Annotated in this window: 26 protein-coding genes, 2 tRNA genes and 1 other RNA gene; 25 read left to right on the top strand and 4 right to left on the bottom strand. The window is 37.0% G+C overall.

Annotated features, from left to right (window positions below; genetic code table 11):
- The first annotated feature begins 3 nt into the window (after positions 1–3).
- The 6 genes from EFD62_RS05325 (at position 4) to panD (ending at position 5631) form a co-directional block, all read left to right on the top strand.
- Positions 4–669, top strand: coding sequence for an HD domain-containing protein (locus tag EFD62_RS05325; RefSeq protein ID WP_069193571.1), 666 nt, complete (start codon positions 4–6; stop codon positions 667–669).
- A 131-nt stretch (positions 670–800) separates the two neighbouring features.
- Positions 801–2138, top strand: coding sequence for a protein translocase subunit SecD (gene secD / locus EFD62_RS05320; RefSeq protein ID WP_128705829.1), 1338 nt, complete (start codon positions 801–803; stop codon positions 2136–2138).
- Positions 2131–3081, top strand: a complete 951-nt coding sequence (secF, locus tag EFD62_RS05315; RefSeq protein ID WP_235832569.1) for a protein translocase subunit SecF — start codon at positions 2131–2133, stop codon at positions 3079–3081. Before secD ends, secF begins: the two co-directional genes overlap by 8 nt.
- Positions 3082–3490: 409 nt before the next feature.
- Positions 3491–4342 (top strand): 3-methyl-2-oxobutanoate hydroxymethyltransferase, encoded by an 852-nt coding sequence (gene panB, locus EFD62_RS05310; protein WP_128705828.1) that lies wholly within the window; start codon positions 3491–3493, stop codon positions 4340–4342.
- Between the two features lie 57 nt (positions 4343–4399).
- Positions 4400–5245, top strand: a complete 846-nt coding sequence (gene panC, locus EFD62_RS05305; protein WP_128705827.1) for a pantoate--beta-alanine ligase — start codon at positions 4400–4402, stop codon at positions 5243–5245.
- A 5-nt stretch (positions 5246–5250) separates the two neighbouring features.
- Positions 5251–5631 carry an aspartate 1-decarboxylase gene (panD, locus tag EFD62_RS05300; protein WP_128705826.1) on the top strand — a complete coding sequence of 127 codons (381 nt, stop codon included), beginning with the start codon at positions 5251–5253 and terminating at the stop codon, positions 5629–5631.
- Positions 5632–5673: 42 nt separating this feature from the next.
- Here panD and EFD62_RS05295 read toward each other — a convergent pair whose 3' ends face one another.
- Positions 5674–5946: a hypothetical protein gene (locus EFD62_RS05295; protein WP_069193577.1), complete on the bottom strand. Its 273-nt coding sequence runs from the start codon at positions 5944–5946 to the stop codon at positions 5674–5676.
- A gap of 311 nt (positions 5947–6257) precedes the next feature.
- Between EFD62_RS05295 and EFD62_RS05290 the strand changes: the two genes are divergently transcribed.
- From EFD62_RS05290 to EFD62_RS05260, 7 genes are all read left to right on the top strand, one after another.
- The gene (locus EFD62_RS05290) at positions 6258–7295 is read left to right on the top strand and encodes an HD-GYP domain-containing protein (protein ID WP_128705825.1); all 1038 of its coding nucleotides are present in this window, start codon (positions 6258–6260) and stop codon (positions 7293–7295) included.
- Between the two features lie 216 nt (positions 7296–7511).
- The gene (locus tag EFD62_RS05285) at positions 7512–8507 is read left to right on the top strand and encodes a deoxyguanosinetriphosphate triphosphohydrolase (protein ID WP_128705824.1); all 996 of its coding nucleotides are present in this window, start codon (positions 7512–7514) and stop codon (positions 8505–8507) included.
- A 346-nt stretch (positions 8508–8853) separates the two neighbouring features.
- The gene (gene dnaG / locus EFD62_RS05280) at positions 8854–10644 is read left to right on the top strand and encodes a DNA primase (protein ID WP_069193578.1); all 1791 of its coding nucleotides are present in this window, start codon (positions 8854–8856) and stop codon (positions 10642–10644) included.
- A gap of 33 nt (positions 10645–10677) precedes the next feature.
- Positions 10678–11754: an RNA polymerase sigma factor RpoD gene (gene rpoD / locus EFD62_RS05275; protein WP_069193579.1), complete on the top strand. Its 1077-nt coding sequence runs from the start codon at positions 10678–10680 to the stop codon at positions 11752–11754.
- Positions 11755–12249: 495 nt separating this feature from the next.
- Positions 12250–12483: a ferritin family protein gene (locus tag EFD62_RS05270; RefSeq protein ID WP_069193580.1), complete on the top strand. Its 234-nt coding sequence runs from the start codon at positions 12250–12252 to the stop codon at positions 12481–12483.
- 197 nt (positions 12484–12680) lie between these two features.
- Positions 12681–12756: transfer RNA gene (locus EFD62_RS05265), tRNA-Asn, on the top strand.
- A gap of 3 nt (positions 12757–12759) precedes the next feature.
- A tRNA-Ile gene (locus tag EFD62_RS05260) sits at positions 12760–12836 on the top strand.
- A gap of 37 nt (positions 12837–12873) precedes the next feature.
- Here EFD62_RS05260 and EFD62_RS17740 read toward each other — a convergent pair.
- Positions 12874–13050, bottom strand: coding sequence for a hypothetical protein (locus tag EFD62_RS17740; RefSeq protein WP_170176841.1), 177 nt, complete (start codon positions 13048–13050; stop codon positions 12874–12876).
- A 116-nt stretch (positions 13051–13166) separates the two neighbouring features.
- Between EFD62_RS17740 and EFD62_RS05255 the strand changes: the two genes are divergently transcribed.
- The 3 genes from EFD62_RS05255 (at position 13167) to rnpB (ending at position 15416) form a co-directional block, all read left to right on the top strand.
- Positions 13167–13868, top strand: a complete 702-nt coding sequence (locus tag EFD62_RS05255; protein WP_069193581.1) for a tRNA (adenine(22)-N(1))-methyltransferase — start codon at positions 13167–13169, stop codon at positions 13866–13868.
- Positions 13869–13881: 13 nt separating this feature from the next.
- Positions 13882–14988 carry a Nif3-like dinuclear metal center hexameric protein gene (locus EFD62_RS05250; RefSeq protein WP_069193582.1) on the top strand — a complete coding sequence of 369 codons (1107 nt, stop codon included), beginning with the start codon at positions 13882–13884 and terminating at the stop codon, positions 14986–14988.
- 53 nt (positions 14989–15041) lie between these two features.
- Positions 15042–15416: RNase P RNA component class A (rnpB, locus tag EFD62_RS05245), an RNA gene on the top strand.
- A 63-nt stretch (positions 15417–15479) separates the two neighbouring features.
- Here the strand turns inward: rnpB and EFD62_RS05240 are convergent.
- Positions 15480–15923 (bottom strand): response regulator, encoded by a 444-nt coding sequence (locus EFD62_RS05240; protein ID WP_069193583.1) that lies wholly within the window; start codon positions 15921–15923, stop codon positions 15480–15482.
- Between the two features lie 238 nt (positions 15924–16161).
- Here EFD62_RS05240 and EFD62_RS05235 point away from each other — a divergent pair, with 238 nt between their 5' ends.
- From EFD62_RS05235 to EFD62_RS05200, 8 genes are all read left to right on the top strand, one after another.
- Positions 16162–16758 (top strand): RNA polymerase sigma factor, encoded by a 597-nt coding sequence (locus tag EFD62_RS05235; protein WP_069193584.1) that lies wholly within the window; start codon positions 16162–16164, stop codon positions 16756–16758.
- Between the two features lie 20 nt (positions 16759–16778).
- Positions 16779–17732 carry an anti-sigma factor family protein gene (locus EFD62_RS05230; RefSeq protein WP_069193585.1) on the top strand — a complete coding sequence of 318 codons (954 nt, stop codon included), beginning with the start codon at positions 16779–16781 and terminating at the stop codon, positions 17730–17732.
- A 132-nt stretch (positions 17733–17864) separates the two neighbouring features.
- The gene (locus EFD62_RS05225; protein ID WP_069193586.1) at positions 17865–18566 is read left to right on the top strand and encodes a PilZ domain-containing protein; all 702 of its coding nucleotides are present in this window, start codon (positions 17865–17867) and stop codon (positions 18564–18566) included.
- Positions 18567–18711: 145 nt separating this feature from the next.
- Entirely contained in the window at positions 18712–18921 is a 210-nt protein-coding gene (locus EFD62_RS05220) for a hypothetical protein (protein ID WP_069193587.1), read from the top strand.
- Between the two features lie 75 nt (positions 18922–18996).
- Positions 18997–21681, top strand: a complete 2685-nt coding sequence (polA, locus tag EFD62_RS05215; RefSeq protein ID WP_069193588.1) for a DNA polymerase I — start codon at positions 18997–18999, stop codon at positions 21679–21681.
- Positions 21682–21704: 23 nt separating this feature from the next.
- A complete protein-coding gene (gene coaE, locus EFD62_RS05210) occupies positions 21705–22286 on the top strand; it encodes a dephospho-CoA kinase (protein WP_128705823.1) in 582 nt (193 codons plus the stop codon).
- A 106-nt stretch (positions 22287–22392) separates the two neighbouring features.
- Positions 22393–22959 (top strand): lytic transglycosylase domain-containing protein, encoded by a 567-nt coding sequence (locus tag EFD62_RS05205; protein WP_069193590.1) that lies wholly within the window; start codon positions 22393–22395, stop codon positions 22957–22959.
- A gap of 53 nt (positions 22960–23012) precedes the next feature.
- On the top strand, positions 23013–23366 hold the full coding sequence (locus tag EFD62_RS05200) for a hypothetical protein (RefSeq protein WP_069193591.1): 354 nt from the start codon (positions 23013–23015) through the stop codon (positions 23364–23366).
- A gap of 8 nt (positions 23367–23374) precedes the next feature.
- Here EFD62_RS05200 and EFD62_RS05195 read toward each other — a convergent pair whose 3' ends face one another.
- Positions 23375–23791 (bottom strand): flagellar protein, encoded by a 417-nt coding sequence (locus tag EFD62_RS05195; RefSeq protein WP_069193592.1) that lies wholly within the window; start codon positions 23789–23791, stop codon positions 23375–23377.
- 181 nt (positions 23792–23972) lie between these two features.
- On the opposite strand from EFD62_RS05195, the gene EFD62_RS05190 reads away from it, so the two are divergent.
- Positions 23973–24863, top strand: coding sequence for a DMT family transporter (locus tag EFD62_RS05190; RefSeq protein ID WP_069193593.1), 891 nt, complete (start codon positions 23973–23975; stop codon positions 24861–24863).
- Positions 24864–24947 lie beyond the last annotated feature (84 nt).

The following is a 24947-nucleotide window of genomic DNA, read 5'->3' as shown; positions in this document are numbered from 1 at the left end:
GTTATGGGCCTTATAAGATTAGCGGATTTAAAAAACAATGAAGAAATCCATTCGCTTTTTGAAGTAGCGGACAGGCAGCTTGCTGCTTTGGGATATACCGAGCATTCCTTTAGGCATGTTGGTTTGGTTTCTAAGGAAGCAGGAGAAATACTTGAGACATTGGGGTTTTCTGAACGGGAGGTTGAGCTTGCTAAAATTGCGGGTTATCTTCATGATATCGGAAATGCGGTAAATAGAATAGACCACGCCCATTCGGGGGCAATACTGGCTTATAATATTCTAACTAAAATGGGCATGAGCTATAGTGAAGCAGCGGAGATAATGTTAGCTATCGGAAATCACGATGAGAATTCGGGAGCCCCTGTAAGCAATATTTCTGCAGCTCTCATCATTGCAGACAAATCCGATGTTCACAGAACCCGGGTCAGAAATAATGACATAGCGACCTTTGATATCCATGACAGGGTAAACTATGCTGTTGAAAGCTCTGATTTATATGTGGATAATGAAAAGAAGTTGGCTGTGCTGGAACTGCAAATAGACACAAAAATCTGTCCTGTTATGGATTATTTTGAAATATTTTTGGTTAGAATGACAATGAACCGAAGAGCTGCGGAGTTTTTGGGACTCAAATTTCAGCTCATAATCAATGGAACTCACCTTCTTTAACCTGTGCTTTCTGCGGATGGTAAAGATTGGTGCCATGAAACTTTACTGAGAAAAAAAGTATATTGACTCGAATTTGTTGTAGTTATATAATAACCACATGTGAAAAGATTATTAAAGGGGGAATTTTACAAATGAAATTAAGCAGCGGGCTTAAGAGCTTCTTGATTTTGGCAATTATTGCAGCTATGACCGCTATTGTTCTTGTCGGATTTAATGTTCCGGGAATAAAGTATACTATAGGCAAGGCGTATGATAGCATCCGATATGGAATTGATATAAGTGGTGGTGTCAGTGCTGTTCTTTCGGCTCCTGAAGGGGTAACACCTACTGATGATCAGTTGGAAACTGTGAAAGGTATAATAGATACAAGACTTGAAGGTAAGCAGATTTACGACAAGACTGTAACGGTGGACAAGGTTAACAGAAGGGTACTTGTTGAAATACCATACAAAAAAGGCAGTGAGTCTTCCGACCCATATGAGACAATTGCCGATATTGGTGCTACGGCAATGCTATCCTTTAGAGAAGTTGATGAAGACAAGATAGATCCTGAAACAGGAGATTATGTAATGACTGACAGGATAGTTCTTCAAGGTAGCGAGATAGAAAGTGCCGTGGCTGAGACAAATCCCGAAACGCAAATGGCTTATGTAAGATTGATATTTAGTGATGATGGAGCTAAAAAGTTTGAAGAGGCAACCGAAAGATTGGTTGGCAAAAAAATTGCTATATATCTTGATGACCAAATGGTTTCAGCTCCTATAGTTAACGGAAAAATTACCGGTAAGGACAAAGCGGTAATCGAACTTGGAGCTTATGACCCGCAACAGTCTATAACACAAGCAAAAGAGCTTGCAGCTATAATCAGATCCGGTGCTTTGCCTTTTAAGCTTGAGGCAAAGGATGTTAACCACATTAGCCCGATTGTTGGTGAAAATGCACTTAATATAAGTATATATGCAGGGGCAGTTGCAATTCTTTTAGTATGGTTGTTTATGCTGCTGTATTACAGAGTTCCTGGATTGGTAGCAGATATCGCGCTTCTTGGACAGGCTGCAGCTGTTATACTAATACTTGTTTTGAGCGGTATGTCCCTTACTCTTCCGGGTATAGCAGGTATGATTCTTACCGTCGGTATGAGTGTTGACGCCAATGTAATTATTTTTGAGAGAATTAAGGAAGAAATTAAGAGCGGCAAAACTGTTCAGGCTGCTGTTGATTTGGGCTTTGATAGGGCGTTTACTGCAATACTTGACGGTAACTTGACCACATTGATAACTGCAGTGATTCTCTATTACTTTGGAACAGGAGCAGTTAGATCCTTTGCTATTACTCTCGGACTTGGTGTAATTCTTAATTTCCTTACTGCCATATTTGCAACAAAGATTGTATTGAAATCTTTGGCAGAAATTCGTGCTTTAAGAAAACCATGGCTATTTGGAGCTAAAGGAGGTACTGCAAATGTTTGATTACGTCGGTAACAGAAAGTACTTTTTCATATTATCCTCTGCGTTGTTACTAATTGGTTTGGTTGCGTTGATATTCAGGGGAGGACTTAATCTGGATATTCAATTCAAGGGAGGAACTCAAATAGAAATAGAGATGGAAAGCGGAGATTTTGATACTGATAAGGCCGATAAAGTAGGAACAGAGGCTATCGGAAAAAGTATTCATACACAAAAATCTCAAACATTGGATTCAAAAAACAGCAATGAAAGTATCAGTTTTCTTGTTGTAAAGTCAAGCGGTAAGCTTACGGATGATGAGCGCAACAAGGTTCTTACAGCATTAAAATCCGAATTTAATGTAAAAGAAGACGGTGAAATGATAGTAAGGGATGTTGATCCTTCAATAGGATCCGAATTGCTTACTAAAGGTTTGATTGCAGTCATTTTGTCTACGTTATTGCTCATTTTGTATATTGGGATAAGATTTAATATCATGTCAGGACTTTTAGCAGGCTTTACTGCTGTTGTGGCAGTAATACACGATGTTCTGATGATGGTTGCGGTATATGCGGTATTCAATATACCTGTTAATGATTCTTTTATAGCGGCGGTATTGACTATATTGGGATACTCTGTTAACGATACCATAGTAATATACGACAGAATAAGGGAAAACAGCAAGATATCCAGAAAGGAATCTATAAAGGATCTTGTAAACAACAGTATCGCTCAGAGTATGTCAAGAACAATAAATACTACTGTTTCTACATTAATATGTGTAATAACAATTTATGTATTTGCTGTATATAACGGAATCGGCTCAATGCAGGAGTTCACATTCCCATTGATAATCGGTCTTATCAGCGGAACTTATTCTACAATATTTATTGCAAGCCCGCTATGGGAATTGTTGAAGGAAAAGCAGGCAAAGAAAAAGGCTGCTGCAAGGCCCGCAAAAGCATAACTGAGCTTATGATTTAAAAATAGATTGGGTAGGGGTTAAGACTTCTACCCAATTTTTGTTTATATCAATTTTTATATTGAAATTATTGATTTATAACTATGACTGTGCTAATATTTAACTATATTCAGGTGGTATCAATATGAACCACACTGTAGATATTAATTGAAAAGAATTGTATTGTAAGAATATTTTCTGCTTTGATCCGAAAAGGGGACAGAGACAGGGTGATTTGTGAAGAATATATTGCCTTTGTTGTCGAATATTGGTCAATCCTGTCGGATTGACTTTTTTAGTTTGACAAAAAGTATTTTGATTAAAGTTAAAACAAGCTAGATAGCATAATGATGTGTTGGATGAAATGCAAAGTGGTAAATAAAAGAGTAGTAAGTAAAAAAGGGAAGGTATGATTATGAATAACAAGTTTACAACAGCAAGTTTTCTGGAATCGAAAAAGCAGGGCAGAAAAATCAGTATGCTGACAGCTTATGACTATCCGACAGCTAAAATTTTAGATGAAGCCGGAGTAGACTCCATACTGGTAGGAGATTCCCTTGGAATGGTGGTCTTAGGATACGAGGATACTACTCGGGTAACAATGGATGATATGGTACATCATACAAAGGCAGTGGTGCGTGGGGCTAAAAGGGCGATGGTTGTTGCAGATATGCCGTTTTTATCATACCATACAGGAAAGAATGACAGTGTCAAAAATGCCGGAAGGCTTGTGTCCGAAGGGGGCTGCAAGGCCATTAAGCTTGAAGGCGGCGAGGACATAATTGAAGATGTTAAGGCCATTATCAGTGCAGGAATACCTGTAGTTGGGCATCTTGGATATACTCCCCAGTCGATAAACGTTTTTGGAGGGCATAAAGCACAGGGCAAGACTATTGCCACAGCGAAAAAAATATACCGTGATGCTCTCTTGTTGCAAAAAGCAGGGGCTTTTTCCGTGGTGTTAGAGTGTGTACCCTATAAACTTGCGGCGTTTATTTCTAAAAGGTTGGATATACCTACAATAGGAATTGGTTCGGGTCCTGACTGCGATGGACAGGTTCTCGTCATACAGGACGTAACCGGAATGTTTAGGGACTTTACTCCAAAGCATGTCAAGAAATATACCGACATGGGAGCTGCCATAGACATGGCAGCAAAAAGCTATATAGAAGAAGTGCAAAATGGAGTATTCCCTACAGAAAAAAATTCTTTTACGGTGGATGATTCGATTATTGAAGAGCTTGAAAAAATTAAATTTGATATATAGATGATGTATATATTAATATGTACTATCGGACATAAAAATATATAAGGGAGAAATAGTATGAGAGTAATTGAGGCAATTAGCGATTTAAAAGCTATAGTGAGAACTCAGAAGAGTATGGGTAGGACAATTGGTTTTGTGCCTACAATGGGATATCTCCATGAAGGACATTTATCTTTGGTGAATATGTCGCTGCAAAACAATGATTATACGATTATGAGCATTTTTGTAAATCCGACACAGTTTGGTCCAAATGAGGACTTTGAGCGTTATCCACGGGATATGGAAAGAGATTTGAGGCTTGCGGAATCGGCAGGAGTTGATGTGATTTTTGCTCCATCTGTTAAAGAAATGTATCCGGACGGATATAAGACTTATGTTGGTGTTGAGGGCATAACCGAAGTCCTTTGCGGTAAAGCGAGGCCGGGACATTTTAAAGGTGTTACAACGGTCGTAACCAAGTTGTTTAATATCATTGAACCTCACAGGGCATATTTCGGACAGAAGGATGCCCAACAGGCAGCAGTAATTAAGAAAATGGTCAGAGATCTTAATATGAATGTTGAAATTATAACCTGCCCTATAGTGCGCGAAGAAGATGGACTTGCTATGAGCTCGAGAAATGTATATCTTAGTCCCGAGGATAGAAAATCGGCCGTAGTACTTTCAAAATCCTTGATGGAATCCGAGGAGCTCATAAAAAAAGGCGAAACTAATGGTGGCAAAATCAGAAAATATATAATTGACAGAATACAGACAGAAAAAAATGCAGTGATTGATTATGTTGAATTGGTAAATGCAGATACTTTGGAAAGTGTTGATGAGATTAAGGGGAGAGTTCTAATAGCGTTGGCTGTTAAATTTGGGAGTACAAGGCTGATAGACAATATAATTGTGGAGGTGTAAGAAGTATGTTTATAACATTGATGAAATCTAAGATTCATCGTGCCACAGTAACTGAAGCGAACTTAAACTATGTGGGGAGCATTACAATTGATGAAGATTTGATGGATGCTGCCGATATAATTGAAAATGAGAAGGTTCAGGTTGTAGATAATAACAATGGAAACAGGTTCGAAACTTACGTTATTAAAGGAGAAAGAGGAAGCGGGATGATTTGCCTCAATGGTGCAGCTGCAAGGCTTGTGCATCCCGGCGATTTGATAATTATAATTTCCTATGGAATATTTGAAAGGCAAGAAGCCAAGTCCTTTAATCCAAAAATACTGTTTGTAGATGAAGCAAATAAGATATTCGACATCAAAAGCCAAGAAAAGCATGGTGAAATATGAAGGTTAAGAATTGAAAAATCCCTTTTCGGGATTATTCAATTCTTAACCTTTTCCTGCTGCAAAATCAATAACGAGACCTCCAATTATTGCTTCTGCAAGAATGGTAAAGCTGGTTTTTACAATCAAAGTTCCTAAGTAATAGGTATAGTCGTTTGAATAAAATACAGTCTGATACATGAGAATTGTCAATGCTCCAAGCAAAAACATTGCAATGAAAGCGTAAGTTCCGTATTTTATGATAAGTTTTGAAAGACGGTTTATTTTATTAAATTCTTTTGCTATCTTGTCGATTTTTTTCATATTATTTAATTGCATAACCGATCAGCACCCCTTCTACATGATATAAATAATAATAATAATAATCCCCTTAGGGGATTTTTTGAGATATTTCTTGAAATAATGTTCACATAAAATATAAACTTCATAGTCGACATAACCCACATACAGTTGTAAAAGCGTTCAAAAAACAGTTAGGAATGTTACTGTGCTTTATAAATGTTAACATAAAATACATATATCATCAATGCAAAAAGTTTACCATCAAAGGAGCGAATACAATTATTTATAAACTATATTGAAGAAATTTACGATAATAATAAAAATGAATATTGAATTGGGGGGATAATGTGTCAAAGACATTTTTACCTTTAAGAGAATTGAAACCGGGCATGAGAATTGCCGAAACAATACTGAATGATTATGGATCAATAGTGATCTCGGAAGGGACAATATTGGATGATCACATGATAAAGAAGCTCGTTAACCTTAAGTACGGTGAGGTTAGGGTAATAGAAAGGGATCAGAATTTTGTTGTTTCTGAAATTTCCGAGAGCTTCAATGCTTCGTATAATTCGAGCGTTAATTCCTTTAAGAGTGTTCTTTATGATGCAGCTATCGGAAAGAATATTAATATGGAGAAGGTCGACAAAGTTGTTACTTCTGTGGTTGCAAGATTGAATGAAAAAAGGGATATAGTAAGATGTATAAATCAAATCAAAAGTGCAGATCAATATACTTACACCCATTGTGTAAATGTGTCGCTTCTGTGTATGTTGTTGGGGAAGTGGATGGGATTTAGCAAGGACAAGCTTCTTATGCTTGTTCAGGCAGGTCTGCTCCATGATATAGGCAAATCAAAAGTGCCTAGGGAAATCCTAAACAAACCCTCAACACTAACGCCAGAAGAATATGAAGAGATAAAAAAACACACCATTTACGGCTATAGAATACTTGAAAAGGAACACGAGGTAGACCAGGAGGTACGTATTGCTGTTCTTATGCACCATGAGAAGATAGATGGGAGCGGTTATCCTACCGGCGCTAAAGGCGATAAAATAAATATGATGGCAAGAGTGATAGCAGTAGCGGACATTTATGATGCTATGACATCAAACAGAGTGTATAGAGAGAAAGAAAGTCCTTTTGAGGTATTTCATATAATGGAGGAGGAATCTGTTGGTAAGCTTGATGTAGCTGTGGTCAATGCTTTTCTCAACAATATAGCAGCATACTATATTGGGGATTTTGCAAAGCTTAATACAGGTGAGATATGTGAAATTGTGTATATAAACCCAAGGCATGTATCAAGACCAATTATAAAAGTTGATGACAGATATATTGATCTTATGGAGGAAAGGGAGCTAAAAATACTAGAAATATTATAACGAGGCGATAAATGTCCCCACTTCTATAAGGGGAAGGTAGCGATTTGCTTTTTAGGCGGTGAGCATTCTTACGCCTCGTTGAAACACCGCTGAGGTAAGAAGATTTTTCTATGTCCGCAAGTGAAAATATTATGTTTTTTTTGGAAGGAAACCTGTGGTTTTTGTATAATATAAATAAATACAGGTTTTTTTATTTGTAGGGAGGTGTAACTTGCAATGCTGATACGTGAAGAATTAGAGAAGCTTGAAGCTGATGTTTTGTCACCTTATGCGGCAAAAAGCGCCGAATCCCTTGGCAGAGAGCATGAAGAGAAAGAATGTGAAGTAAGGACCCGTTTCCAAAGAGATAGAGATAGAATATTGTATTCAAAGGCTTTTCGAAGATTAAAACATAAAACACAGGTTTTTCTTTCTCCTGAAGGAGACCATTACAGGACGAGATTGACTCATACCCTTGAGGTTTCGCAGATAGCAAGGACTATTGCAAAGAGCCTCAGATTAAACGAAGATTTGACGGAGGCAATATCCTTAGGGCATGATTTGGGGCATACGCCCTTTGGCCATGCTGGTGAGAGAGTTCTAAATGAGATATGCCCTCATGGGTTCAAGCATAATGAGCAGAGTCTTAGGGTGGTAGATATACTGGAAAAAGACAATGGGCTGAACCTTACGTGGGAAGTAAGAAATGGAATACTAAATCACACCGGAGATACCATTCCTTCAACACTAGAGGGACAGATTATAAGGTATGCCGATAGAATTGCATATATAAATCATGATATAGATGATGCCATAAGAGGGGGGATTATATCGGAAGATAGTCTTCCGAAGGAGTGTACTAATGTCTTGGGCAATAATTCCAGTCGAAGAATAAACAATATGATCGTAAATATTATCAACAATAGCAAGGGCAAGAACACAGTAAAAATGAACAGTGAATTTCAGGGGGCAATGAATGAGCTGAGGGAATTTATGTTCAGCAACGTGTATGTAGGCTCAAAAGCTAAAAAGGACGAAATGAAAGCTCAAAATATTATAAAGGAGCTTTACAACTATATAAAAGAAAGACCGGATTTTCTGTCGGAGGAAGCGGCAAAAATGCTTCAATACTCAGATATAGACAGAGTTGTTTGTGATTATATTGCCGGAATGACCGACCGATATGCGGTAAAAAAATTTTACGAAATATTTATACCTGAATCATGGCACTAAGCGTACACAGCCCAATAACCCTTGTTTTTGGGCTGAATTTATGTTAAACGTATAAATTGGCAATAAAGTTGAAAGAATATCTAAAAATATTTGTTTTTAATTAAAAGAAGGAAAATTTATTTTTATGAAGAATAAAATAAAATCGTATTATGGTATTTTTGATTTTGCTTCCATGATAATAAAAATCCGACATATTTGCTTGGATCAGAATTAAATTTACTGATTAATAAAAAAAGAAGGAATATCAATAAATATGTCGAAGAATATAGTTGAACGATGATAAACAGCTTATTTAACAAATAATTAATTTTTATAAAGGAGTTGTTTTAGGAAAGAAGAGTATAGAATGTATACACATTATCCAGAAGAATTGATTGAAGAAATTAGAATTAGCAATGATATTTTGAGTGTTGTGGGGGAGTATGTTAGACTCGAAAGAAAAGGCAAGAATTATTTCGGCCTATGTCCATTTCACAATGAGAAGACTCCTTCATTTAGTGTAGACCCTGGCAAGCAGCTATATTATTGTTTTGGATGCGGCAAAGGTGGAAGCGTTATACAGTTTGTTATGGATGCAGAGAATCTTGACTACATTGAAGCAATCAAGCTGCTGGCAGAGAAGGCGAGGATACAGCTGCCCGAAGGAGATAATGAAGAAGAAAGAACCATCGCCCAAAAAAAGCAGGAGCTTTTGAAAATCAATATTGAAGCAGCTCGGTTTTTCTATGAGCAGCTTAATGAGAAAAGAAATTCTGCTCCAAGAGAGTATTTAAGCCAAAGAAAGGTCAGCGGAAGTATTGCCAGAAAATTTGGTTTGGGTTATTCACCTGAGGAATGGAATGCTTTATACAATCATTTAAAGAAAAAAGGCTACGGTGAAGACATACTCTTAGACAGCGGACTGGTTTTAAAAGGCAAAAACGGCGGTTGTTACGATAGGTTTAGAGGTAGAATTATATTTCCAATATTTGATTTAAGGGGAAATGTTATTGGTTTTGGCGGGAGAGTCTTGGACAAATCTACTCCAAAGTATATGAACTCTCCGGAAACATTGGTTTACAATAAAAGGAAAAATCTATATGCTCTGAACTTTGCCAAGAATTCGGGTGAAAAAAGAATAGTAGTAGTTGAAGGATATATGGATGTAATATCCCTATTTCAGTTTGGAATAATAAATACTGTAGCTTCTTTAGGTACTGCTCTAACTGAAAGTCAGGGACGATTGTTGAAAAAATATGCAGAAGAGATAATTATATCCTATGATGCGGATACTGCGGGTAAGGCTGCTACAATGAGAGGGCTCGATTTGTTGAACGATATCGGCTGCAATGTAAAAGTTCTTCTTATACCTAAAGGAAAGGATCCTGATGAGTTTGTCAAGAAGAACGGAGCTCAAGCCTTTAATAAGCTGATTGAAAACGCACTTTCATTGGTTGAGTATAAAATAAAGGCTTTAAAATCTACTATAGATACAAATACTACTGATGGAAAGATAAATTTTCTTAATAAGACGGCAGATTTGCTGTCAAAGATTGACAACAATATGGAAAGAGAAATGTATATTAAGAAAATTTCAAAGGAATATGATATAAGTCAGGAATCGATATATGCAGAAGTACTGAGAAGAATAAAACCCAGAAAAGGTTTTAAACCAATGTTGGTAAAACCTAACAATAATAGGTTTAAAAGTGAGGAAAGCAACGAAAAAAGCACATATCATAGTATTATTGATTGTGAAAGAATGTTGCTATGCCTACTTAGCATTGATAATTCATTATATAAAGTCATCAAGGATAAGGTAAATGTTGATGAATTTGAAAATGAAAAAAATAAAGAAATGGCAAAGATTATTTTTAAACGCTTTGAAGATAAGAAGGGAATAGTTCCGGCGGAGCTAATAAATTTGGCCGGTGATGAGTCTTCAAGCATATTTGCGAGATTAATACAGGGGGAATGTAATTTTGATGATAACATAAAGGCAGTTATGGACATAATTAAAAAAATGGAATTATACCGTCTAAGGAACAGACAGAAGGAGATACTTCAATTGCTTTCATCCGAAAACTTGTCAGCTGAAGATTCGGAAAAGTTGAAGTTGGAGTTGAAGTCAGTTTTATTGAAAATGAAAAGTATATAGAGAGATACATCTTAATGAACGGAGGGGCAGTAAGTGAAACCCAATAGCGATAAAAAAGCGATTTTGCTTGAGCTTATTGAAAAAGGTAAGCAAAAAGGAATGCTCACATACAAGGAAATAATGGATGCGTTTGATGAAATTGACATCGATCCGGAGCATATTGAAAAAATTTATGAGACACTAGAAAATATGGGGATAGACGTAGTAGGAGATATCGATGCGGAAATGGAGGATATCCAACTTACGGAGGATGATCTGGACATTTCTGTGCCCGAGGGTATAAGTATAGATGACCCTGTTAGAATGTATTTAAAGGAGATTGGTAAAGTACCTCTTTTAAGTGCTGAGGAAGAAATTGAACTGGCTCACAGGATGGAACAGGGTGATGCCGAAGCTAAAAGAAGGTTGGCTGAGGCAAATTTGAGGCTTGTTGTAAGTATTGCCAAGAGATATGTAGGAAGAGGTATGCTTTTTCTTGATTTAATTCAGGAGGGAAATCTGGGACTTATAAAGGCAGTAGAAAAGTTTGATTACAGAAAAGGCTTCAAATTCAGTACTTACGCTACATGGTGGATTAGGCAGGCAATTACAAGAGCAATTGCAGACCAGGCGAGAACCATCAGGATACCTGTTCACATGGTTGAGACAATCAACAAGCTTATAAGAGTTTCCAGACAGCTTCTGCAGGAACTGGGGAAGGAACCTCACCCTGAGGAGATTGCAAAAGAGATGAATATGCCTGTAGAAAAGGTAAGGGAGATAATGAAAATATCCCAGGAGCCTGTTTCTCTTGAGACGCCTATAGGTGAAGAGGAAGACAGTCACCTTGGGGACTTTATACCTGATGATGATGCTCCGGCACCATCGGAGGCAGCTGCTTTTACACTTTTGAAAGAGCAACTGATAGATGTTTTGGATACTTTGACTCCTCGAGAAGAGAAAGTTCTAAGACTTCGATTCGGGTTGGATGACGGACGGGCTAGGACCCTTGAAGAGGTTGGAAAAGAGTTCAATGTCACCAGGGAGAGAATTCGTCAGATTGAGGCAAAGGCATTGAGAAAGCTGAGGCATCCCAGCAGGAGTAAAAAGCTTAAGGACTATTTGGATTAATGAAAAGAGTCAGGAACTGTTACCTGGCTCTTTTTATTTGGCCTCTTAGAGTGAAATGAAAGAGCCCAAAGCGAAGGGACTTGATTTTCCGAGCTTTTATTTGGCCTCTTGGAATGAAATGAAAGAGACGAAAGCAAAGGAACTCGATGTCCCATGATTTTAGCGGAATTTGTAAAGTAGAATCGAGAAAAACTGTTTTAACGGATTTGAGGATAAAAAATATCCCGTAAATTAGCTATGCGCCTATTTCCGGGATCTAGGGGAGTATAATTAATATACTAGTAGTATATTAATAGATGCAAAAAGAAAAATCAAGCGATTTTTTAAATTAATTTTAAAAAGTGTTTAACATGTTTATACACCAAAGGAATACTGTTAAGAACTGTTTGGCAAATTATTCAAAACAATGAGATTATAATATAAACTGTATAAAAAAACATTGTTCGAAGCAATATAAGAATAATATAAAATATATTTATAATGGAGATGAATAACATGGATGAGATGAACAGAAATGAAGTGGAAATTACAACTTACGACAGGTTGCTCAGGGCATGGGAAAATTCAATGGAGTTGGTAAGGGATTATGAGATGTATTCTAAAAGAATAGAGGATGAGAAGATAAAGGATGTTTTCAAAAAGTATGCAGAGGATGAAGGAAAACACGCAACTGAACTGAGGGAACTGTTGCTCCAATATAGAAACAAGACTCCTAAAACCACCAATTAGTAATAAGAGTGTTCGATTTGTGGATAGTAAATAGTTTACGAAAAAAATTATACCACGAAAATGAGAGTAATAACTAAAAAACAAGAGAAAAACGGCTGTAAATGCTTAAAATGGCAATAAAACAATTCTTGACCTTGGAGGGATGCATAAGTATAATATATTTTGTGCTTAGCAAGTAATTGCTAAGGCAAATATATTCCTCAATAGCTCAGTCGGTAGAGCATGCGGCTGTTAACCGCAGGGTCGTAGGTTCGAGTCCTACTTGAGGAGCCAAACGGGCCTTTAGCTCAGTTGGTTAGAGCAACCGGCTCATAACCGGTTGGTCCGGGGTTCGAGTCCCTGAAGGCCCACCAAAACAATAAAATAAGGAGTCCAGAAGGACTCCTTATTTTATTGTTTTATCTCGATAAAGGTGTCAAAGTTTTGGGTTGGTTCTCTATGACTTGACACAGGGGTACTTTTTTTGATGATGATGGCTTGGTATGGTGGCTCTGTCATGCCGGTGATTGCTGTTTCAAAAGGTTTTTCTATGTCCTTTGCATTATGAAGTCTATGGCTTTGTATCATCGAAACATCCCCTTTTTATTAATTTAGAAATGTTTTTATACTATTTATTATGCGCCAAAAATCCAATATAATTGTTATCATACTGTATAAAACTTTTTTGACGAAAGGAAGTTGTCATGGAGTTAAAGGGACGTTTGAAACTTATTGCCGATATGACCCCAAAATGTAATATTGCTTGTGATATTGGGACGGATCACGCATATGTTCCCATTTATCTTGTAATGAATAAAAAATGCCAAAGGGCAGTTGCGTGTGATGTCAGAAAAGGCCCAATAAGCATTGCAAACAAAAATATACTTGAATATGGTCTGACACAGTACATAAGCACCAGAATTGGATACGGATTGGAACCCATAGAGGATGACGAGGCTGATGTTATTATTATTGCGGGAATGGGCGGATTGATAATAAGGGAAATACTAACAAAAGATTTTGCCAAGGCCAAAAAGGCGAAGACGCTGATTATTCAACCGATGAATTCAATAGAATTGGTACGACAATGGCTTTACGAAAACGGTTTTGATATTTTTGACGAGAGGCTTGCAATGGAGGAAGACAGAATATATAATGCGATGGCTGTAAAATGGACGGGAAATGTGAAAATAAAAGAGGAAGTATACTATTATATTGGTGAGAAGCTTTTTGAAAATAAAGACCCGCTTTTAACAGTGTTCATTGAAAAAAAGATAGGACATATGGATAGAATTATTCTTGAAATGGAGAAGATGAACGATAAAAACTCCAAAACAAGATTGGACAGCATTAGAATAAGAGATGAAATATCAAGGCTTTTTACGGAATATAAAGACAAAAGCTAAAAGGAGTGGTTTTATGAGTATTAAAGCAAGGGAGATAATAAGGTACATGGAGGAACTGGCTCCAAATAATCTTGCGGAGGATTATGACAATGTCGGACTGCTTATTGGAAGCAGGGAAAGCATCATAGAAAGAATCCTTGTATGTCTTGAGGTGTCTTCTAAGACTGTAGATGAAGCTATAGCCAAAAAAGCAGATTTGATTATCTCACATCATCCGGTCATATTTAAAGGCCTTAAAAGGATAAATGAGGACGATCCAAAGGGTAATATTATTTATAGGCTAATAAAAAACAATATTGGAGTATATAGTGCCCATACAAATTTGGATGTTGCCTATGGAGGAGTTAACAATTACCTTTCTTCCCTTTTAGGGCTTACAGAAATAAGCAATCTTAAAGATTACAAGGCGGAAAAGCTTTATAAGATAGTTGTATTTGTTCCCCATGAAAGCGTAGATTCGGTCAGAGAAGCAATGAGCCGGGCTGGGGCGGGATGGATAGGCAATTACAGTGACTGCTCCTTTATGACAGCCGGAACGGGGACGTTTAGACCCTTAGAGGGCACAAATCCCTATATAGGCACAACGGGCAATCTTGAGAAGGTTGATGAGTATAGGGTGGAAACCGTAATCGCCCAAAGGGACCTCAAAAAAGCAATTGAAGCCATGATAAAGGTTCATCCTTATGAGGAAGTGGCTTATGACATTTATCCCCTTGAGATAAAAGGCAGGCAGTATGGTATGGGTAACGTGGGAGTACTTGACAAGCCAAAAAGCCTTGAGGAGTTTATAGCTGTTGTGAAAGAAAAGCTTAGTGTAAAAAATGTCAGAGTAATTGGCGATATTGACCGGGAGGTTGGAAAAGTGGCTGTATTCTGTGGTAGCTTTGACCGGGAAGTATTAGGTGCTGCAAAGTCAAAGGCAGATGTGCTGGTTACCGGAGATGTAAAGTATCACGATGCTATGGATATGCTGGAAATGGGAATGTGCGTTATAGATGCCGGACATTTTAATACCGAAAGAATTATTGCAGACAGGCTTGTAGAATTAATATCAGAGAATTTCCCTCAAATTGAGGTTGTGAAGAGCAATATGGAAGAGGACCCATTTAAAATTTGTTGACATTAGTATTCTATGTGCGTATAATATATTTTGCCGATGGAAACTAAAGATTTTGAGTAAGCCAGATAGTCGCGGGTACAGTGCCGAAAGGCCGTACACGAGGAAAGTCCGGGCTCCATAGGGCAGGGTGCCGGGTAACTCCCGGTGAAGGCGACTTCAAGGAAAGTGCAACAGAGATATACCGCCTGCTGAAGATTGAAGCTATTAGCTTTTGGTTTTCAGCATGGCAAGGGTGGAAAGGTGAGGTAAGAGCTCACCAGCGGTATGGTGACTTACCGGCTATGTAAACCCCACCTGGAGCAACACCGTATAGAGGGACGTTAAGGTGGCCCGCTAGTCCCGGGTAGGTGGCTGGAGCTATATAGAAATATATAGCCTAGATAGATGACTATCAAATACAGAACCCGGCTTATAGACTTACTCAATTCTAAATATCAAAAACACCCGCTTTTAAGGCGGGTGTTTTTGCATGGCGTGAAATATAGATAAATTTATGCTTCCTTAGTGGATAACTGATTGATGAGCTTTGTAGCTTTATTAAGGTCTAAGAGCGCATTTCTGTACTTTAGAGCCGATTTTATTTTGTTTATAAGTATCAATTTGTTAATATGGTCTAATGGTTTTATGATATAATCGAATACACCAAACTCAAGAATTTTTTCGATATTCTCCGTATTGTCCAGATTTGATGCAACAATTACGGGGATTTCCTTATAATAAGATGTTTTTGAGAATTCTTTCAAGAAATCATATCCATCCATTATGGGCATAACTACATCAAGCAATATAAGGTCGATATTGCGGCTTTCAATAAGTTCTAGAGCTTCACGCCCATTTAGAGCAGAAATTATGCTGTATCTTTCGGCATAAAGGTAATTTTTGATAATAGCATTATCAATGATATTGTCATCAATTACTAGAATTGTATTGATCATAGTACTACCCCTTTTAGTATTAATCTAATCTTATGATAAATATATTCTATAATTTAAGAAAAAACCCTTTGGTAATATATGTAAGTAGCTAATATTACTTTTATATGAAAAAGATCTGTAACAGTTCAAATTATGTTAAAAAAATTGTATAATAAGATTTTGGGATGCATTTAATGATTTTGATTGTTTGACGATAATTGGTTTGAATCATTTTGGAGCCGGAGGTGAGGCTGGTAATATGAACTATTGTGAGAAGGAATTGATTGGCAAGGCTAAACAGGGGGATGTTGAGGCGTTTGAGAAGCTTATAGAAGGGTGTCAAAAGAAAGTATTCAATATTGCCTTTAGAATGCTGGGGAACTTTGATGATGCCAGCGAATTATCCCAGGAAGTTTTTTTGAAAGCGTATAAATCCATAAAGAATTTCAAAGGCGATTCCCTATTTAATACATGGATATATAAGGTTACAACGAATGCCTGCCTCGATGAGATTCGTAAAAGAAAAAATAAGAAAGTGGTTTCTCTCGATGAGGATATTGAAATTGGTGGAAATGAGATGAAACGTCAGATAAAGGATGATTCACCGGGACCTGAATTGACAGCTGAGGATAATGAGCTTAAAAGGGCTGTAAAGGATTCAATAAATATGTTGTCTGAAGAATACAGGACGGTTATTGTGCTAAGAGATATTCAAGGCTTTAGCTATGAAGAAATATCCGGCATAATAAAATGTCCGGAAGGTACGGTTAAATCGAGAATTAACAGGGCGCGGCAGGCTCTAAAAAAAATACTTCAGCAAAAAAAGGAACTTATAAATGAAGAATACGTCAAATAATATTGAAAGGAGGGTTGGAGATGAAAAGTTGTAGTGAAATAATTGAATTATTATCTTTATATATAGATAATGAGTTGGATAATGAAACTAAAAATGAGATCGATGAGCATATAAAAACTTGTGAAATCTGTAAAAGTGAGCTTGATGCACTAAAAGAAATTGTCGGTGCATTGGGTTCTTTCGAAGAGGTTGAGCTTCCTTCCGGATTTAGAGAAGAGCTTCATGAGAAACTTATGGCAGAAAAGAATAAGAATGAATTAAAGAGTAAGACTGTACCTTTTAAGAAAAAGTTTGTTGGTTTTTCATCCTCTATCGCTGCAGGACTTATTATGGTTTTTGTCGCCGGAAGCCTAATTATGACCCGGGGGTTATTTGGTAATGCTCCAAAAGATAGCAGCGGAGTATCAATGAGTTTAAATCGGGATAAAATTTCAGGAACTGCTCTAAATGACAATAGCCAGTCGGATGAGTATGGAAATGAGAACAATTACCAGGTAGAAACTTCATTCAACGGACATGATATATCCATGAAAGCCAGACAATATGATGGTGGGAGTGATGCTGTCGGAGAGGAAGGAACGAAGGAGTTTGCGGATAATTCTATCAATTCAACAGCCCCTGCTCCGGAAGATGCATCAACTTACGGTATTACTGTTGCAGGTATACCTATTTATGATGTGTATATTACAATCAACTCATCGGACATTGAAAAAGAAATTGATAACATTAATAATATTGCCATTTCGTGCAATATAGAAATTGAAGTAAAAATGGAGAAATCCGCTCCGGAATATGATGCCGTTTCCAGCCCGAAGGAGAATAAGAAGGTGCTGAGTTTTGACATGGACAGTACAAAATATAACGATTTTGTAAATAAGCTCAAGGAGAAATATGGCAACAACCTTTCCTTAGATGAAGAAACGAATGGCGAAGGTACGATGAAAAAAGTTGAAATAACAGTACTTAAAGAGTAGTATTTATCTTGAATAAGCAAATTCTTCATGCAAAGGAGGATATTTTAGACTGTTTGTCGAATATATCATCATTACGATTTTAAGTTCGTTTTTCAAGGATTGAATTGTCAACAAGTCTAAGGAGGGATCATAATGATGAATGTCGAGCTGTCTAATTGGATTCCGGTTCAGAAAGAAGAATATGTACTGTCTGTTAAAGAGAAGGAGGAGGTTTTCAGACGGGGTGCTGTTATCAGTATTAAGCATGGATATATTTTTGAGCCAATCCTATCGGTTATACAAAAGACTGAAGGTGAGAGCCTATATTTTAGAATTCCCGAAGAATTCTTGAAAAATAATGTATTTAAAGGTGATATTGTTTCCTGCCAAGTTATGCAGGGAGAGTATGAATACATTGTTAATGGGACAATAAGTGGATTTGAGCTAACTTATCCATGGCTGGTACAGGTTTCAATAAAAAGTGTCAGCAGAGTAAAGAATAATAGAAATGCTAAAAGGTACCTTACTAATTTTCAATCAAAATTCTATCCAAAGGGAGCAGGCGATAATATATATGCCATAATCAAGAATATCAGTATGACGGGCGTGGGCGCAGTTTTTAGAGAAGAAATTGAACCACAAAGTCTTGTAAATGTGTTTGTAAATGCTTCCATAGATAAAGTACAGTCTTTGGAATTTAAAGCGAAAGTAAACAGAATCATAAATAGAGAGCTATACAATGAGTATGGTCTTGAAATTGTTGAAATAGATGAACTCAATAAAGACAAACTCGACAAGCTGATTTATCGCCTTGAGTGCAATGAAGCTGAGTTTGTATCCAATAGTCTTAAATAAGTACAACGATTTTCTTCGGTCTAACTTTTTAAAACACGGGCAATAAAAAAAATTAAGGGACAGCTGTTTACTGCAGTCCCTTTTTTGTGTACAATTATGGGGACAGGATTTTGAGACATAAAACTAAAAAAGGTGATGATTAAAATTGATTATAGATACAGTGGTAAAGAGGATTGAGGACGGATATGCAGTTTTGGTATCCGATGATTGTGGTCTTGAAGTAAGCATTCCTGTAAAGAAAGGCCAAAGGGCGTATATGAAAGGAGAAAGCATTTCTCTAATTATTGAAAATGACGGTTCGGTTAAACACATGGATAAACAAGCAGAAAAAAGAAATCCTACTAATGAAGGATAATGTTTTATAATAATTGCAGAAAATTCAAAATTCAAAAGGTCGACTGAAGATAAAGAAAGCTGAGAGGTTTAAACAATGAGCAAGCAAAAATTGATGGCTATAGACGGAAACAGTATTATCAACAGAGCCTTTTACGGGCTTCGTGAACTGCTGGTGACATCCGACGGTACATATACCAATGGAATCTACGGATTTATAAATATGATGCAAAAATTTATTGAAGAGGAGAAGCCTCAATACATTTGTGTTGCGTTCGATCTTAAGGCTCCAACCTTTAGGCACAGCAGATACGAAGGATATAAGGCAAATAGGAAAGGTATGCCTGAGGAGCTTCGGGTTCAGGTTCCTCTTTTGAAGGAAGTATTGGATGCAATGAATATACGAAGGCTCGAGATGGAAGGATTTGAAGCCGATGATATATTAGGCTCCATTTCATTGTGCGCCGAAAAAAAGGGACTGGAAGTAATACTGGTTACGGGGGACAGGGATGCCTATCAATTGGTGGGACCTTCAACGAAACTTAAGCTTCCCAGAACAAAAGGCGGAAAAACAGATGTTGAGGAATATGACTACAATAGGATTGTAGAAGTATACGGAATTAAGCCGGAACAGTTTGTTGACGTAAAGGCTTTGATGGGAGATGCTTCCGATAATATCCCCGGTGTTCCCGGTATTGGCGAAAAAACGGCCTTAGATCTTATAAGAGAGTATAATAACCTCGAAAATCTTTATAGCTCATTAGACAGCGTCAAAAAGAAAGGACTTAAGGAAAAGCTTGAGACTTTTAAAGAACAAGCATTTATGAGCAGGGAGCTTGCCCTGATTGAAAGAAATATGCCGTCTCTTTGTGATATTGAAGATCTAAAGGTTGTGGAAATTGATAGGAATAAGACCTATGAGATATTTAAGAGGCTGGAGTTTAAAAGCTTTATTGATAAGTTTGGATTAAATGATGCCCAAAGCGAAGATAGCTTAGAACTGGATATTAAGATTGCAAAAAACAGTGATGAGCTTAAGGAATTAAAAAATAATATTCTAAGAAACAGAAAAGTATATATCTATTATTTGATTGATAAAACGGGAAGCTTTTCACAAAAGCTTGCGGCTTGTGCAATTTCATCACAGGAAGATGAAGCGTGGTATGTGGACTTTGAAAACAATATTAATGAGGATGAGTTTTTCCGGCAGTTTAAGGACATTTTAGAGGATGAAAGCATAAAAAAATACGGTCATGATTTTAAGAACTTTATAGTATATTTAAATAATCGGGGAATTGACTTTAACGGTTTGGCCTTTGACACCATGATTGGAGCTTATATAATAAACTCGTCAAAGGATACCTATGCAATATCCGAGCTGGCGATGGAGTATTTAAACCTGAATATCAAGGCCGTTGAGGAGCTGTCGGGAAAAGGCAAAAATTTTACTCTATACCGGGATATGCAACAGGACGACCTTTCAAAGACCGTGGGCATTTATCCTTATGTTATAAATAAAGTCAATCAGAAAATGGATAATATTCTTAAGGAAAACGACCAGGAACAGCTCTATTATAGTATCGAGCTTCCGCTGGTAAGAACCTTGGCGGATATGGAATATCACGGCTTTAAGGTTAATGTCAATGCCCTTGTTGAGTTTTCAAAAGAGATGCAAGAAAAGATAGATGTTATTACAAAGGAAATATACTCGCTGGCAGGAGAGGAGTTTAATATCAACTCTCCAAAACAACTGGGAGTTATCCTCTTTGAGAAACTAGGACTTCCGATTATTAAGAAAACAAAAACCGGATATTCAACCGATGCGGAAGTATTGGAAGAGCTGTCCGACAGGCATGAAATTGTAGAAAAAATATTGGAATACAGGCAGCTTATGAAGCTGAAATCTACTTATGTAGAAGGACTTCTGGCGGTTATAAATCCTCACACTGGAAAGATTCATTCAAGTTTCAATCAGACGGTGACAGTGACAGGGAGGATAAGCAGTACAGAGCCCAATCTTCAGAATATACCGATAAAACTTGAGATGGGAAGGAAAATACGGAAGGTCTTTATTCCTTCAGATGAGAATTATCAGCTCCTTGATGCGGATTATTCTCAGATTGAGCTTCGGGTTCTGGCCCATATAACCGATGATGAAAACATGATAAATTCGTTTTTAAACAATGAGGATATTCATACTTCGACGGCTTCAAAGGTTTTCGGAATACCAAAGGAAGAAGTTACTTCTATAATGAGGTCCAGAGCAAAAGCTGTCAATTTCGGTATTGTTTACGGAATAGGGGACTTCAGTCTTGCGAAGGATCTGAAGATAAGCAGAAAAGAAGCTAGAATGTATATAGACGGTTATCTGGACAGATATCCCAATGTAAAGAAATATATGCATGATATTGTAGAAGAGGGCAAAGAAAAAGGTTTTGTAACCACCATGTTCATGAGGAGAAGATATTTGCCGGAGCTCAAGTCCCGCAACTTCAATATAAGATCCTTCGGAGAACGTATTGCAATGAACACTCCGATCCAGGGAAGTGCCGCGGATATAATCAAGATTGCAATGGTAAAGGTGCATGGAGAACTCAAAAAGAGGAAACTTAGGTCAAGGCTCATACTTCAGGTTCATGATGAGCTTATTATTGAGGTGTTCAAAGAAGAAAAGGAAGAGGTTGAAAAAATTCTATCCGAAGGCATGCAGAATGCTGTCAGCCTGAAGGTGCCGTTAATCGTAGAGGTTAAATCAGGTAACAACTGGTACGAAACTAAGTAATAAAATATAGAGGGATGTTGAAATTGAAGACAATTGGAGTTACTGGCGGAATTGGAAGCGGAAAAAGCACAGTATCAAAGATTTTGGGTGAGCTCGGAGCCCAGATAATTGATGCTGATATTATCGCAAGAGACATTACCCTAAAAGGCCGGGAAGCATATCAAGAGATTGTAGACTGCTTTGGGGCTCAAATACTTGCTCCGGACGGAGAAATAGACAGAAAAAAGCTTGCCGCAGAGGTTTTTAATGATAAAGACAAACTGGAGGATTTAAACAGCATTACTCATAGACATGTGGCTCAAATCATTTGGGAAAGACATGAAGTTTTAAAGAAATTGGGGAAAACTGTTGTTATAGATGCACCTATTCCGATAAAACATGGTTTTCTTGATGTTGCGAAGGAAATTTGGGTGGTAGTCGCAGATAGAGAAAACAGGATAAAAAGGGTAATGGCTAGAAGCGGATTAACCTATGAACAGGTAGTCGAAAGAATAAATGCACAGTTAAGTGATGAATATTATTGTAGTCTGGCCGATGTAATAATTAAAAATGATAGTACTTATGAAGAACTTAGAAGAATAGTTGAGGCAAACTACAATAAGTGACTTCAACGTATGAATCAATGTATATGTTTTACGATATCCAAAATCAATGTAAAATGTTTATCACAAAATATATAGCTAATAAGATTTCGTTAAGGTGGGTATTTTTGTGGCTAATAGATTTAAAAGAAATGTGAAGCTGATTTTTATTTTTGCAGTGGCATTGATTGCTATTGTGTTTATTCTCGAAGGAGCTATTAAAATGCTGTATCCTTTGAAATTTAAGGAATATGTTTACAGGTATTCTTCTGAATATGATTTGGATCCGTACCTTGTTTTTTCAATTATTAAGGCAGAGAGCAGCTTTAACCCCGATGCGACCTCCCATAAAAATGCTCGGGGCCTGATGCAGGTGACCGATGATACGGCATTCTGGATTGCAGAAATGATGGGGATAAAGGATTTTAAAGTGGAATATTTATATGACCCTGAGACAAACATAAAGTTTGGATGCTGGTTGCTTAATAATTTAGAGAGACAGTTTGATAGCCCTGTCCTTGTGGTAGCATCATATAATGCCGGCGCTTCATGTGTGCATTCATGGCTAAACAACAGCAAGTACAGCAAAACGGGGAAGAGTCTTGATAGTATACCTTACAAAGAAACTGAAATCTACACTAAAAGAGTAGAAAATTACTACAGCGTATATAAAATGCTTTACGAGAAAGATATTTAATGATATTTTATTGTTTGTGGAATATATAATTATTACAATTGGAGTGGGTTGTTATGTCGAATAATAAAAGTGTATATGAAAGAGAACTTCTCTATGCCACAGATAATGAAAATGAACTTGGAATTGTGCATTTAGAAGTAATGGGCACAAATAAGTTGGGAAGGGTTCAGGCTGTGATAGAGAGTAAATCAAAGCATTCTGCCTTAGACTATATTGACTCCATCGTTGATATAATACAAAAGGATGTATTCAAGAGGCTGGATATTGATGTCGCTAAAAAAGTAGATATTTATGTGAAGCTGGATGAAGAGGACCGAAAAGATCATGACATGAGAAATTATGTAAAAGTAGTATTTAGTGATGAAGGTGAAAAGCAGTTTGAAAATGTCGATGATATTAGTATTTGATGAATAGACTAAATCGATGATGCACGCTTTGACTGTCCATCGGATCTAAAACGTATGGCATTGGAATGCTTAGTGTCGTTGCTGTCGGAACATATAACTTTGATATTTTTGTGATGAGTTTTATAGCATTCATCGCAGTATATGCCCGAACGTATGCTTTTTCCGCAGCCTTCGCAGAATAGGAAATGATTTTCCTTTTCTAGGATTTCAAGCCTGCTTTCGCGCAAGTAACGCTTGATTTTCTTTACAGAAATATTAAGATCTGCTACTACGTCAAAGATTTTGGCACACGGGTGCAAATTGAGATAATCCTTAATTCTTTTGAAATCCGACTCGTCACTTTCATAGCAGATAGGGCATACTCTAAAAAAGCCGTTTGGATTATATAGTTTTCCGCATATTTCACAAGTTATAAGATCTATCATAGAACTCACCCTATTCTAATTATTTTAATATTATCCTATAATACAATTATACACCGATATTGCTCCTGTGTTAATGGTTATAATGTCTTAAATTAAGCGGAAACGACTAGTACAGAAGTCCTATGATTGTGATAATGAGATGCTATTAAATAAGTATAATGTGTTAAAGTGGGGGAAAGCAGTGAAAAAATACAATTTTGGCTACCTCTTTGTAATGATTACTGTAATTTTTTTCAGTACATATGAGGTTGTAAGCAAAACAATTATGGGTAGGGTTAACCCTTTTCAAATTAATTTTTTGAGGTTTTTTATCGGAGGCTCTCTGCTCTTTTTGTTTTTATTGATAAAACGTGATTTAAAAATAGACAAAAGGAGCATGGGGATTGTTGCTCTGGCAGGAATCCTAAACGTAGTATTTAGTATGAATCTGCTTCAACTGAGCCTAAGTACTGCTTCAGCTAAAGCATCCATAGTGGCGGTTATTTTCAGTAGCAATCCAATATTTGTATCCATATTTGCAGCTATTATGGACAAGGAGCGAATACCTTTATTTAAGGTCGTGGGGATGTTTCTGGGAATGCTTGGCATAGTGGCTATAAGTACCGATGGACAGGCTTTTCAGGATATAAATATATTAAGCCCGCTTCTTGCTTTGATGTCGGCAGTTTTATACGGACTATATACCGTCGTAGGTAGAAGGGCATCATCTAAAATCGGCAGTCTTAAGATGAATGGGTATTCGTTTCTAATCGGCAGCCTTGTTTTGCTTCCTATTTTATTAATAAGGGACATTCCGGTTTTTAAATTTGATTATACAGCTTCTCTTCAGGTTATATATCTTTCGGTTTTTGTTACCGGTATAGCGTACCTGACTTATTTTATGGGGCTGACGCGTACAGGTGCCGGCAGTGGATCTATGGTTTTCTTTCTAAAGCCTGTTTTAGCAAGCGTGTTTGCAATTGTGTTTCTTAATGAGAAAATTACCTTAAACCTTGTATTGGGCACTGTTCTTACCCTCTTAGGGATGGCTGTGATGCTTTATTGGGAGAGAATAAAGCAGAAGTTTGTATAGGTTTGCATAATGGGTAATTGACAAAAATTAAAAATAAATATAGAATATGAGTATGTAAAGGGAAAATATTCTATCGTTTTGAGG

The organism is Acetivibrio mesophilus (assembly GCF_004102745.1).
Classification (GTDB): Bacteria; Bacillota; Clostridia; order Acetivibrionales; family Acetivibrionaceae; genus Hungateiclostridium; species Hungateiclostridium mesophilum.
This window is presented reverse-complemented; position numbering and strand designations above follow the sequence as displayed.

Bases quoted from the DNA above. Each gene is read 5' to 3' on its own strand.
- EFD62_RS05325 (WP_069193571.1), top strand. From the start codon at position 4: ATGGGCCTTATAAGATTAGCGGATTTAAAAAACAATGAAGAAATCCAT.
- secD (WP_128705829.1), top strand. From the start codon at position 801: ATGAAATTAAGCAGCGGGCTTAAGAGCTTCTTGATTTTGGCAATTATT.
- secF (WP_235832569.1), top strand. From the start codon at position 2,131: ATGTTTGATTACGTCGGTAACAGAAAGTACTTTTTCATATTATCCTCT.
- panB (WP_128705828.1), top strand. From the start codon at position 3,491: ATGAATAACAAGTTTACAACAGCAAGTTTTCTGGAATCGAAAAAGCAG.
- panC (WP_128705827.1), top strand. From the start codon at position 4,400: ATGAGAGTAATTGAGGCAATTAGCGATTTAAAAGCTATAGTGAGAACT.
- panD (WP_128705826.1), top strand. From the start codon at position 5,251: ATGTTTATAACATTGATGAAATCTAAGATTCATCGTGCCACAGTAACT.
- EFD62_RS05295 (WP_069193577.1), bottom strand. From the start codon at position 5,946: ATGCAATTAAATAATATGAAAAAAATCGACAAGATAGCAAAAGAATTT.
- EFD62_RS05285 (WP_128705824.1), top strand. From the start codon at position 7,512: ATGCTGATACGTGAAGAATTAGAGAAGCTTGAAGCTGATGTTTTGTCA.
- dnaG (WP_069193578.1), top strand. From the start codon at position 8,854: ATGTATACACATTATCCAGAAGAATTGATTGAAGAAATTAGAATTAGC.
- EFD62_RS05270 (WP_069193580.1), top strand. From the start codon at position 12,250: ATGGATGAGATGAACAGAAATGAAGTGGAAATTACAACTTACGACAGG.
- EFD62_RS17740 (WP_170176841.1), bottom strand. From the start codon at position 13,050: ATGATACAAAGCCATAGACTTCATAATGCAAAGGACATAGAAAAACCT.
- EFD62_RS05255 (WP_069193581.1), top strand. From the start codon at position 13,167: ATGGAGTTAAAGGGACGTTTGAAACTTATTGCCGATATGACCCCAAAA.
- EFD62_RS05250 (WP_069193582.1), top strand. From the start codon at position 13,882: ATGAGTATTAAAGCAAGGGAGATAATAAGGTACATGGAGGAACTGGCT.
- EFD62_RS05240 (WP_069193583.1), bottom strand. From the start codon at position 15,923: ATGATCAATACAATTCTAGTAATTGATGACAATATCATTGATAATGCT.
- EFD62_RS05235 (WP_069193584.1), top strand. From the start codon at position 16,162: ATGAACTATTGTGAGAAGGAATTGATTGGCAAGGCTAAACAGGGGGAT.
- EFD62_RS05230 (WP_069193585.1), top strand. From the start codon at position 16,779: ATGAAAAGTTGTAGTGAAATAATTGAATTATTATCTTTATATATAGAT.
- EFD62_RS05225 (WP_069193586.1), top strand. From the start codon at position 17,865: ATGATGAATGTCGAGCTGTCTAATTGGATTCCGGTTCAGAAAGAAGAA.
- polA (WP_069193588.1), top strand. From the start codon at position 18,997: ATGAGCAAGCAAAAATTGATGGCTATAGACGGAAACAGTATTATCAAC.
- EFD62_RS05200 (WP_069193591.1), top strand. From the start codon at position 23,013: ATGTCGAATAATAAAAGTGTATATGAAAGAGAACTTCTCTATGCCACA.
- EFD62_RS05195 (WP_069193592.1), bottom strand. From the start codon at position 23,791: ATGATAGATCTTATAACTTGTGAAATATGCGGAAAACTATATAATCCA.